The following is a 12,198-nucleotide window of genomic DNA, read 5'->3' on the forward strand; positions in this document are numbered from 1 at the left end:
GGTTTTGTAAGTATTGGTACAACTTTTAAACAGCCAAGGTGGTACTAAATCCAGTATTTGTCGGATTATTGGTTTATAGGTGTGAGTCATCCCTTGTCAGCAAAAGATCATGCCAGGCTTTCGCAGCCCTATTTTCAGTCTTCCCTTCAAAGGCACTCAAATAGCGCTGCTCACTATAGTCACTCTCCTCGCTCTAACCGACAATACCCGGTCATCGAGCGGAGTCGAGATGAGCCTGTCATGCCCTTTGCAACTCCAACGGTCTTCCTCACGGCAGCTCCTTTGTGTTTTTAGCCGCTTTGTTCCGTTCCTCCACGCAGCCACTAAAAATCACAACCGCTGCCAGAGTTAGGCTCGCCTGCTAGTCGCTGCGGGCATCGGGCTGTCACATTATTTGCACTGGCCTCCGTTCACATTCCACTCCCCGGTGCCTGCAGTAGCCTCATCTCATTTGCATTTACCAGTCTCATACTTCACCTGGTAACCACTCACTCGCCTCAGCAGCTTCGCCACCCCACGCAAGTATGCACTTCTAACGTCTTTTTAATAGCACTAACCCAACATTTTCAACCAAGCTGTCACTGAACTAAATCAAAGTGCAAACTTACTTTTCCCTCGTTCGGCGTAGCGTCACGCTACGACGTCCTACCCACGCTCCATATTCACTACAGCCACAGCAAATAATCCGCCAGCCCTCGGCTTGTCCGTTTCGTATCCCGCCCTACGGGACAGGCTCTCCACTACCAAGCTATGCCAGTTTCCACTATTTCATAGTTCTCAACCTGCCACCCTTGCTCCACTCGCAGTCGGCTCGACCCGCCATTCCACCGCAAACCACCCTCGATACCTCGGGTTCATTGCGCTTCCATCCCCACACTAGCCGCAGGCGCTTGTCCCTATATCAAACGTTATAATTCAAACAGCCTTCAATAAATTACCTCTGTAATCTTTATGAACAAAGGGTTTCTAAATAAAATTTCATAGTTTAGTAGCAATAAAATAACTCGAATATGAATAAACAAGAATTAGTATCAGCAATTGCTGAAGAAGCAGGAATCACAAAAGTTGACGCGGAAAAAGCCATTAATGCCTTCGTTGAAACAACCAAAGCAACACTGGCTAAAAAAGAAAGCATCCAATTAATTGGTTTTGGTGCATTTTCAGTATCTGAGCGCTCAGCTCGCACAGGCCGTAATCCACAAACCGGTAAAGAAATTCAAATAGCAGCAAAGAATGTTGCTAAATTCAAAGCCGGTAAAGCTTTAGACGACAGCATAAACTAATGCATTCTTTATAAAGAAATTAATGGAGGCTACCTACCTTGGAAGCCTCCATTTTAGTATCATTTAGTTTGGGTACACAAGATGAAATAGGTAACCAACACTGTAATTGCGTTATATTACTTTATCACTCTAGTAAAAGCAAATCGAACATCATAATTCCATACGTCAAACTTCCTCACATCGAACATCTTACATCCTGCACCCGCCTTCAAATCCTTAAACAAAGGTCTCCCAGCCTGCCAAATAGTAAAGGTCAAGCCCTTCGGGTTCTGGCTACGCCCTCAACCTTGACTTATTTGCCAGCCTGTAAAAAAGGTGGTTTAAGGGTTTAAGGCTAGAAGTATTCAAGTTTTAATTAATATCGCAAACTTGCAGATAGACTGAGTCACCATTAATTAGAGCATCACTCACTACTGCATAAATCCGATTATACGCCACTGTACTACTACCGATAAAACCATCCTTCACCTGGTTATTGTTGGCACTATCGCCAAGCAATAAGCAACCAGCCGTATCATCATTGTCATTACCCTTATGAATCAGGATATCGGTAAATCCAGGAACATCCATAATCTGCAACATCCCTTTGTGAAAATCCGCACCGTATTTTCGCAGATAGCGCCAATGGTGCCCTCCATAAGCACGCAACACAATCCGGTATCGCCCAGATGGGATTCTGGTTTCTCCCATCACCTTAACATCTCGGTGTTCATCCTCCAATGTATAACAAGCAAACACCCCATCAATAAACAATAGCCCCAACGTACTCTCCTCAGAACTACTATATCTCACAACCTTCAATTCCATTTTCTATCACTTTTAGCCACCATGCAAATCAGTTCTCCCCATTCAGGGGGAGATGCTGAAAGCAGAGGGGGTTATTCATCATGTAAATCATTTCTCCACTTGGGGAGATGCCAACAGATAGTGGGGAGTAACCATCATGTAAATCATCTCACCTCTCACTACTCACCTCTCACTTCTTTTTACTCATCATCTCACTCACCAACGGCGCTACATTCTTCACTGCCCTCTCACCAAACAAGAACCCCAACACCAAAAAATTAATAATCCAAAATGCGGATTCCAGCTTTTCATTTCCCTTCAGCGTCCAATTCCCGGCAAACACCATATAATCCATATACGCCACAAAATAACCCCATAAAGGCCGTTGGGCACCACGCATAAACAGCACCACCTTACCCAACCAACCCGATTGCTGCAAATCCTTAGCCGTTCCCTCCAGGTCTTTAATACGCTGATTAAATTCCTGCTCCGCCTCCAGAGATAACTTCACAGTCTCCACCTCATGTCGGTGTTGCAATTCCAACAACTGCTTTTTCATTTCCTGCTTCTCTGCACCGGTCGTCACAAATCGGTCGATTAGCTCACCCACATCCTTAAAAACACTATTGCCTAACAAGGCAGTCACCTTCTCAAAAAATTTCATAATCTTTTTTTTTGACATCATGTAAATCCACCCGACCTCAGCAACGCAGCTGGGGCACCCATAGATTTGAAATCAGATAGAAAAGAAAGTTGTTTGAACGTAGTGAGTTCTTTCTTTTCCTGATGAAAAATCGTGATGGGTCAGCGAGTGCTGCAGTCAATGATTTTTTGCCAACTTTTTCATCAAGGAAAAAGTCTGAGCCTTTGCGGCTTAAGCAAACCTGTCTGGTAAGACAACTATAAAAAAGGCTCTTGAATCCTTAAATCCAAGAGCCCTCCAACACACATTATCAACGACCGTTGTCGCCAAACCAACCTATCCCGAATAGGAGAATCTTTAATGAACTTAATCGGGTAAGCCTAATAGGTATACATCTCCATTACCAAGCTCTAAATCACTACTGACTAAAAGCTACTGACTATTCTTCGAATGATTCTTCAAAAAATACTTCAGCAACCACGACACCCCAAAACTCACGACCGTTCCAAGAATAGTATAAAACACAGTTTCAACCATCCCCTCAAACGATATTCCGTTCAGCACACTAATCAACGTCCCGCCCAGAAAACCAACCTTGCCACTGCCATTCAATGAAGCCTCACTCATAATTCTGTGTTTTAATCATCTTATCCAAGCTGTAAATCCCTTCGACCTCAGCAACGTAGCTGGGCACCCACTTGATGAAGCGAAGGGTAGGAAGATTTGGTGCCAAGATGTAAGTCTTTAAATCTTCCCCGGAGCAAGTCATTAGCGGGTCAGCGAGTGCTGTAGTCAATGATTTTTTGCGAACTTTTTCATCAAGGAAAAAGTTTGTGCCCTCGCGGCATAAGCGAAAAACTACACCTTGCTAACCTCCACTATCGCCATCGGATTATGCGTCTTCGTCTGAATAGGATACATATGCCCATTCACCTCCTGGTGGTACTCAACGCCAACTACAATAAATACCGGATGAGGTGAATCTGCGGAAATCGCACTATCCACATTGATTGCGGCCTGTTCCAATGCAGTTAGATCCACATCAGCACCATCCTTCACATCCACTTCATAGCTCTGATTTCCAAAATCAACAGCGGCAGTAGCAAGGATGAAACGCACATGCGTTGCACCTTCGACCTGAGGAATCTCTTCACTCGGATTAAAAGCATCGATAGCCAACTGGGTTGTGCCAGCTGCACGGTCAAATGCAATTGTATGGCTCAATTTCAAAATCGATTCCAATGGAGCAGCTGCATTTAACTCAAAACCTGTCAATAATGTCAGATCACCATCCAAAACATTACGCTCGCCACGTCTATTAGTGGTATCAGCCTGAATAGCCTTCAAGATAGCCGAAGCCAATCGATTAGAAACTCGCTTATCAGCAGCTCTCACCAATACCTCATTCAAAGCATTTCGTAATTCTTTTCCAGCTTTGCCGGCACGACCAAACTCAGCACCATTCTCTCGTGTTCGGGCATATGCCGGATCCTTTTTGATGCGTTCTCCGTCCACACCACCTTTTTCACGCGCCATGTACTGGCCATTGCTCTTGTAAAACGATAAATCACCAACACGACCTTCCAACTTAATCACTCCTTTTTGCCTTGCCATAACATCAATTTTTATGGGTTAATAAGCTCAAAGTACAATCCCATAAATAGCAATTCAAATAACAGTGTCCGTCTTGTCCCTGTTGGTCACTTTTGTCCTTAAACTTCCGCAAAAGTTAGCCTGTAATGGAATACAGCTTAAGTACTCCTCAAGCATGGATGAAGTACTAACTATTATCACCTTTCAAACACTCGTTAATAAATGTTGTTTGTGTTTGTATATCTACATTTTATCTCTATAGGGGGATAGGAGTGTAATTCCTTTGAGCATAAACAATCCGAACCGTCACCTTAGTGTCATTTTTCTGTGTGCATATTTGCAAGATCATTTCACCATCTTTAACTTGTTTTATTGATAAATATATTTAACTACATCAAACCACGTTTTGGTGAGGAGATTTTTGCTTATGTAATCTACGCTGTTATTAGCAGTATAATAAACGGGTATTATTAATAGATTTCACAAATTGGCTTTTTATTGGTGTTCTTTATGAGTTTTGATTAAGCCTTTTATCTCAAACAGGAAATAAATATTTCTTGAGTCTCATTATGGAGTTACTAAAAGCAGATTCTTCTTTCCAGCTAAAAAAGAAAAGAATGTGAGTTCTTGAACGTTATTATTTGCAGCTTTATTATTTGGAAAACCTTTTGATTCCAATAATACGTTTTTAGGATTTAATTGATACAATTTAGCCACCTAATAGATTAGACTAACATGTATAAATATTGTTTGGATTTGTAATAAAAAAGTAAAAAACATACTTTTACAACTTCTTGAAGGAGAATCTTCAATACTCTGTCTTTACATTTAATAAGGTTTGATTAAAATCAATAATCAAAATCCATACCCTAGGTGATGATTTGTTATCCAGTTTTTTAGGATTAGTATTGTATGAAGTACTTATATAAGTATGCTTAATCGATGTTTGATGAAACTGTATGAAATTCTATCAACAGTTCAATTCTGGTGAATGGATATTATTGAAATAATAATTTTAAGAAGGGTGAATAATATAGAAATAATCGCAAGTCAATTTCTGAAAAATAAAGATTTAAAATCTTTCAAGTTGTTATATGACAGTAGCTTCAGAAGATTGTGTTTCTTTGCAGAGTCTCTACTTGCTGACAAGCAGGATGTTGAAGATGTTGTTCAGGATGCTTTGGTTTTGATATGGGAAAGGAGGCATAAGATTGATGATAGTATCAATATATTAGGATACATGTATATGGTTGTTAAGAATAAATGCCTTAATACCAATCGAAGTATTCGACAGGCTATTAATTATAAGAACCACCATAATCATCTAATTGAGTTTGATGATACTGAGAGTTTACGAATTATTAAGTCGGAGGTTTACAATGAGATATTAGAAAGCTTGGAGAAGTTGCCTGAACGCGCCAGGATGGTATTTCGTCTTAGTTATCTGACCCAGATGACTGAGTCGGATATTGCTGATCGATTAAATATTTCAGTCAATTCGGTCAAAACTCATAAAAAAAGAGCTAAAGAGATATTAAAAAAGGATCTTCAACATCTGTTCTCATTGATTTTATTGTTTAAGTTTTTATCCTAAAAACGACTTCTAAGTAAATATTAGTTCCCAATAAGATGTAATAATTCTGCATAAATCATTCGAAAAACGCATCTTGAACAGTTACTTTATAATAAAAGCCTTTGTGTATCGATAATTGAGGTTAAAACCGGAGATTGCTAAGTTACGCTTGAATGTTCTTGAGATATGGTGCTTAGTGTGGATTCTTAGAATTAATTCTAATTTTTTTTTACATCCTTTCACCTATGTCGTTTTCCCATGAGATTATATTATAAATAAGTTGTGAATATGAACCCAATTGAACTTTCAAAATTAATTATAAAGCATATTAAAGGTAAGATCTCTGAAGAAGAGAGAGAGTTTCTTGACAGTTGGAGAAATAAAAAGAAACATGCTGAATTAATGGAGGAATTGACTGATATAAATCAGGTATCCAAAGAATTATGTAGGTATAGCTCTTTTCGGAAAGATGAGACATGGTTGAAAGTGGAAAAGAGAATTAATCCGCAAAGGAAAGTAGCCACTGGCCTGAACTATTTAATCAGAGTGGCTGCTGTAGTATTATTGATTGTTTCAGTCAAGTTATCTATGCAATTATTTATTTCGGAGTCTACCGATGAATCATTTATGTCAAATAAAACCATCAAGGCAGGTGATTTTAAGGCTGTTCTTAAAATTGATGGCAGTGAAGATATTATTATCCGGGATACGCTAACATACGATGTAAAGAGACAGGAGTCTTTACTGGCTAAAATAGACAAGGGACAATTGGTATATGAAAATAATACATCCATAACACCTTCAAATATAGATATTCAGGTGCCAGAACGTTCAGAGTTCATGTTTACCTTATCAGATGGTTCTGTTGTCTGGCTAAATGCAGGAAGTAGACTGACCCTTCAACAGCCTTTTAGTGATGACAAAAGGAATGTGATACTCGAGGGTGAGGCTTATTTTGAGGTAAAACATGACAGCGATAGGCCCTTTACAGTGAATGTGCCAGGAGAAAATTCAATACGCGTATTGGGCACTTCTTTTAATGTAAATGCCTATCTGACAGAGAAAATATTCCACACTGTTTTGGTAGAAGGAAGTGTATTATGGAAAACTAAAGGAGGACAGGAAAGAATTCTGGAACCTGAGCAGCTCTTAAGTTATGAAGTAAATGGAACTCAAATTGATGTAAAATCAGTTCGAACAGAAAATTATACAGCATGGAAAGACGGCCGTTTTGTATTTGATGGGGAGCCTCTCTTTAAAATTATGCAATCATTAAGTCGTTGGTATGGTGTTGATGTTAATTATTTGCACCCGAAAATAAAAGATATTCCATTTAGTATGGATGTTGAAAAGTATGAAGACCTAAACACAATTTTAGAGATGTTTGAATATACCCAAAAGGCCAAATTTGACATTAATGATAAAGGAGTAGTTACTGTAAGTAAATTTTCGCATTAAGCAACACCATGATTCATAATCATAGGAGGGATACCGAGCCGAAATCAGTTTAATAATCCACAAATCTCAGAATAGTTTTCAATGTACAATATTTTTAAATTTATGAAAGTACTGTTTCTATTTCTATTTGTAGTGCTTGTTTGTCAAGATGCAAATAGTCAAACTCCTAAATTGTCTATCAATCAGCATAATGCCACAATTAAGCAGGTTTTTAATGCAATTATGTCGCAAAGTGAGTATACTTTTCTTTACAGTGATGCGGATATAAATAAGCTAAGCACAGTTAGTGTAAATGCTGATGAAATATCTATAGACAAAATACTTGACATATGTCTTGCTAAAAGTAATTTATCTTATAAAATTCAAGATGAGGTAATCATCATTAGACCTGTAACGCAAGTTGAAGAGCCTCAAAAAATGGTAGCAATACGTGGACAGGTTTTGGATGATAGTGGATTGCCAATACCTGGGGTTAATATTATTTTAAAAGAACTAAATACGGGAACTGTCACAGATAACAATGGTAAATACGAAATGAATGTACCGGATGGAAAGGGAACTTTAGTGTTTTCATTCATTGGTTTTCAGAAACTCGAGGAAAAAATAAGAGGAAGGGATAAGGTGAATGTGAGTCTAAGTGTTTCAGTTAATGATATTGAAGGTGTAATTGTTACAGGTTATGGGAAAAGAAGTAAAGAAAGTTACACGGGAGCAGTAAGTTCATATAGTGGTTCAGACTTGGTTAAAGTTAGCAGTGCTAACATCCTTAGTACTTTGCAGGCTTTGGATCCATCATTTGAAATGGTTGAAAACAATGAAATAGGATCTGATCCGAACATTATACCTGAATTTGAGATAAGAGGAGAAGCCAGTATTCCAGGCTTGGAAGATGAGTTTGATGGAAGCCCTAATATGCCAACATTTATATTGGATGGCTTCCAGGTTACTCCACAGGTAATATTTGATATGGATCCTAACAGAGTGGAGTCCATTACCTTACTTAAAGATGCTTCTGCGACTGCAATTTATGGATCGAAAGGTGCTAACGGGGTGGTTGTAATCACAACCAAGGCACCTGAAGCTGGAAAAATGAACGTTGATTATAAATACAGCTTAGCCCTTTCTGCTCCTGATCTGACCGATTACGATTTATTAAATGCAAGCGAAAAACTGCAACTGGAAAAAGAGGCCGGTTATTTTAATGGGACAAGTTTCATTGATGATATAGAGAAAGCTAAAGAGGAATATAACCGGAAATTAATGTTTGTTGAAAAAGGTTATGATACCTACTGGTTAGCAAAGCCCGTCCAAACTGCGATGAGCCATAAGCATTCGACTACACTTGGAGGCGGTAACGAAAGTTTACGCTATGGTCTGATATTAACATATGAAGATAATAAAGGTGTTCTTAAAGGTTCAGGTCGGAATCGCTATGGTTTTGCCGTATCTCTTCAATACGTGCTTCAGAATTTTACTTTCAGAAACATATCATCCTACAGTAATGTTGTTTCAATGAATTCACCTTATGGTTCATTCAGTCAATATGCCCGAATAAATCCGTATTACAGAGATAAAGATGACGAAGGAAACTATTTGTATGCTTTTGATCGTATTGGAGCAAACCAAAAGGTGTATAATCCTCTTTTTAATACAACTCTTAATACTATTGATGAAAGGAAAATTAGGAACTTTAGCAATAATTTTAGCATTGACTGGCAAATTGGACAATCTTCAATAATCAGGGGTTCATTGGCTTTAAATCAGCAAACAAATAACCGTGATAAATTTTTACCTGGAGATCATACCTCCTTTGCCAATATGAAAGATTTTTCAAAAAGGGGAAGCTATATTGCAGGAAGTGGAGTGTCCTTTGGCTATCAGGGTAACCTAAGATATACTTTTTCAAAAACTATCGCTAATCATCTTTTCTACTTAAATTTGGGAGGTGAAATACAGGAAAATTCTAGTCAGGATTATTCAATCAAAGTAATAGGGTTTCCAAATGAAAAATTAGACGCCGTATTTTTTGGAAAGGAATATTCTGTTGGTAAACCTTCTGGAAGTGAATACAGCAGTAGAGCTCTTAGCTCCATAGGCATATTCAATTATGCTTATGATAGTCGTTACCTCTTTGATGTTTCTTACCGCATTGACGGTTCTTCTCGTTTTGGTGCAAATAGTCGTTGGGCACCATTTTGGTCCATTGGAGGAGGCTGGAATGTTCATAAAGAAACGTTTATGAAATCTCAAAGCGTTCTTAGCCGTTTAAAAATAAGAGGTTCTTATGGTATTACCGGATCTCAGAATTTTAATCCTTACCAGTCATTAACGACTTATCAATATTATGATGATACAAGATATCACTATGGTTATGGTTCAACTTTACTTGGATTAGGAAATAAGAACCTTAGCTGGCAACAGACTGTACAGTCCAATGTAGGTATTGACGCTGATTTTTTTAACGGTCGTTTATCTTTGTCTGGCAATGTTTACAAGAAACTTTCCAAGGATGTGTTAACGCCTGTAACCCTTCCTACATCACTGGGGTTTAACACCTATCTTGAAAATTTGGGACAGATAGAAAATAAGGGCTTTGATGCAAAGGTTACGCTGGTATTAATAAAAAACACCTCGTCCAATGTCAATTGGACGCTTAATTTCTCAGCCGTCAGAAATATCAATACATTAAAGAAATTATCCAATAGCCTGAAGTCTATTAATGAATCAAACGATAAAATACTGGATGGTCCGGATAGGGATGAAAACTATAACCCGATTGAAGTAAATAGGCCAATAGTCAGATATATTGAAGGAGAATCTGCCAATACCATCTGGGCAGTTCGTTCATTAGGGATTGATCCAATCACTGGAAAGGAAGTTTATCTGACAAAGGATAAGCAACTTACGAATATCTGGAATTCCAAAGATCAAGTGCCTGTTGGAACGTCTGATGCAATTTTGCGAGGAAATTTTGGAACCAGGCTGAAGGTGAAAAGATTGGAATTAAGATCAATATTCAGCTATAGACTAGGAGGCCAACAATATAATTCTACGCTTGTAAGTAGAGTTGAAAATGCTGATAAACGTTACAATGTTGACCGACGGGTGTTTGAGGAAAGGTGGAAAAAACCTGGTGATATTACCTTTTTCAAAAATGTAGCTGACCATTCACAAACAAAACCAACATCTCGATTTGTTGAAGATTATAGTTTTATCAATATAACATCTTTGTCATTTTCATATGATTTGACTTATCCAGCCATTAAAAAGATAGGGGTTAAATACATGGATCTTACCTTCTTTATGAACGATCTTCTCCGCATCTCCACAATAAAAATGGAGAGAGGACTAAACTACCCATTTGCACGATCTGCAACGTTTTCAGTACGTTTAAAAATGTAAACTTTAAAAGACAGATTATGAAATATATAAGTTATATAACGATGGTTGTTTTGCTTAGTGCCCTGTTTTCATCTTGTGAAAGCTGGCTTGATATTATGCCCAAGTCTCGAGTGCGAGCAGAAGAACTATTTGAAACAGAGTCCGGTTTTAGGGAAGCACTCTTTGGAATTTATACATCTGCATCGCAACGAACGCTTTATGGCGAAAATTTGACCATGAGTTTTCTTGATGTATTAGCTCAGAATTATGTCATCAATCATAATGAGGATGCCTTTTATTATGAATCCATTTATGACTATAATGAGCAAAACGTTGAAAATAGAATCGCTTCAATATGGGCTGGCATGTATAATGTGATTGCAAATTGTAATAGTTTATTGAATGCATTAGACGGCAAAGAAAAGCTATTTAAGGATCATAATTATAGTTTCTTTTTGGCCGAGACAAAGGCTCTCAGAGCGTTTCTGCATTTTGACTTATTGCGCTTATATGCTCCTTCTGCAAATGTCATAGGCGATCAGCCAGCTATCCCTTTTGTTGATCAATTGACCAATGTTCCCTTTCCTCAGTTGTCAGCTAATGAGGTCTTAGAAAGAATTATATCAGAATTGTTAGTGGCCAGAGGATTGTTGGCAGATATTGATCCTATAGGTCCTAGATATACAGAATACAGTGAGGAAGAGGTTGCCATTGAAGATGTCGTTTATGATAAGGGATTTCTGCTCCACAGAAAGAATAGGTTAAATTATTATGCAATAACAGGACTGCTCGCAAGGGTTTATTTATACAAAGGAGATAAAAACGCTGCTGCAAAAATGGCCGTTGAGGTGATTGATTCACAAAAATTTAATTTTCAAACCGTATATGATGATGATGGGGAAAATAATAATTTGGATATCAGTGAAATTAGAGATCAGATCTTCTATGAAGAAATAATTTTTGGTTTGTATAATGATAAGCTGGGTGAAATGAGCCGATGGCTGTTTGCCACTGACGGTGGACTTTTCATACCACCCGAGAGACTGAAAATGTATTTCGAGATTCCAAGCTATGGAACAATTGATGAAAGGTACCGATATCAATTTGAAATACCTAACAGTGCCACTGTTGAAGTTCTTGCTAAATATGGCAATAGGGATCGGACAATTCCGCTTATTCGCCTGGCTGAAATGTATTATATAGCAGCAGAGTGCGCTGATAGCAACGAAGAAGCATTGGACATGCTAAATACCGTTCGTAAGAGCAGAGGGTACGAAGACTTATCAGCCAGTACAGACTTTAATGCCGAATTGCAGAAAGAATATCGAAAAGAATTTATAGGAGAAGGGCAACTCTTTTATTTTTTCAAAAGAAGGAATGCTACAGTTATTCCATATTCTTCCATTACTGGTTCTGATAAAGTTTATGTATTGCCTATACCATCAATTGAAAAGGAATTTGGAAACATTAACGACTAAATT

The 12,198-nt window shown here is 38.2% G+C and carries 9 protein-coding genes; 5 read left to right on the forward strand and 4 right to left on the reverse strand.

Features of this window, described 5'->3' with window-relative positions:
- Positions 1–1,010 precede the first annotated feature (1,010 nt).
- A complete protein-coding gene (locus tag JIV24_RS06475; protein ID WP_200464211.1) occupies positions 1,011–1,283 on the forward strand; it encodes an HU family DNA-binding protein in 273 nt (90 codons plus the stop codon).
- Between the two features lie 351 nt (positions 1,284–1,634).
- On the opposite strand, the gene JIV24_RS06480 is transcribed toward JIV24_RS06475, so the two are convergent.
- The 4 genes from JIV24_RS06480 to JIV24_RS06495 form a co-directional block, all read right to left on the reverse strand.
- On the reverse strand, positions 1,635–2,090 hold the full coding sequence (locus tag JIV24_RS06480) for a DUF5675 family protein (RefSeq protein WP_200464212.1): 456 nt from the start codon (positions 2,088–2,090) through the stop codon (positions 1,635–1,637).
- A 169-nt stretch (positions 2,091–2,259) separates the two neighbouring features.
- Positions 2,260–2,733, reverse strand: coding sequence for a hypothetical protein (locus JIV24_RS06485; RefSeq protein WP_200464213.1), 474 nt, complete (start codon positions 2,731–2,733; stop codon positions 2,260–2,262).
- 411 nt (positions 2,734–3,144) lie between these two features.
- A complete protein-coding gene (locus JIV24_RS06490; RefSeq protein WP_200464214.1) occupies positions 3,145–3,339 on the reverse strand; it encodes a hypothetical protein in 195 nt (64 codons plus the stop codon).
- Between the two features lie 231 nt (positions 3,340–3,570).
- The gene (locus JIV24_RS06495; RefSeq protein WP_200464215.1) at positions 3,571–4,326 is read right to left on the reverse strand and encodes a hypothetical protein; all 756 of its coding nucleotides are present in this window, start codon (positions 4,324–4,326) and stop codon (positions 3,571–3,573) included.
- 970 nt (positions 4,327–5,296) lie between these two features.
- Between JIV24_RS06495 and JIV24_RS06500 the strand changes: the two genes are divergently transcribed.
- From JIV24_RS06500 to JIV24_RS06515, 4 genes are all read left to right on the forward strand, one after another.
- A complete protein-coding gene (locus JIV24_RS06500; RefSeq protein WP_200464216.1) occupies positions 5,297–5,899 on the forward strand; it encodes an RNA polymerase sigma-70 factor in 603 nt (200 codons plus the stop codon).
- Positions 5,900–6,166: 267 nt separating this feature from the next.
- Positions 6,167–7,336 (forward strand): FecR family protein, encoded by a 1,170-nt coding sequence (locus JIV24_RS06505; RefSeq protein WP_200464217.1) that lies wholly within the window; start codon positions 6,167–6,169, stop codon positions 7,334–7,336.
- 102 nt (positions 7,337–7,438) lie between these two features.
- The gene (locus JIV24_RS06510) at positions 7,439–10,738 is read left to right on the forward strand and encodes a SusC/RagA family TonB-linked outer membrane protein (protein WP_200464218.1); all 3,300 of its coding nucleotides are present in this window, start codon (positions 7,439–7,441) and stop codon (positions 10,736–10,738) included.
- Between the two features lie 17 nt (positions 10,739–10,755).
- On the forward strand, positions 10,756–12,195 hold the full coding sequence (locus JIV24_RS06515; RefSeq protein WP_200464219.1) for a RagB/SusD family nutrient uptake outer membrane protein: 1,440 nt from the start codon (positions 10,756–10,758) through the stop codon (positions 12,193–12,195).
- Positions 12,196–12,198 lie beyond the last annotated feature (3 nt).

Source organism: Carboxylicivirga marina (genome assembly GCF_016612505.1).
Taxonomy (GTDB): domain Bacteria; phylum Bacteroidota; class Bacteroidia; order Bacteroidales; family Marinilabiliaceae; genus Carboxylicivirga; species Carboxylicivirga marina.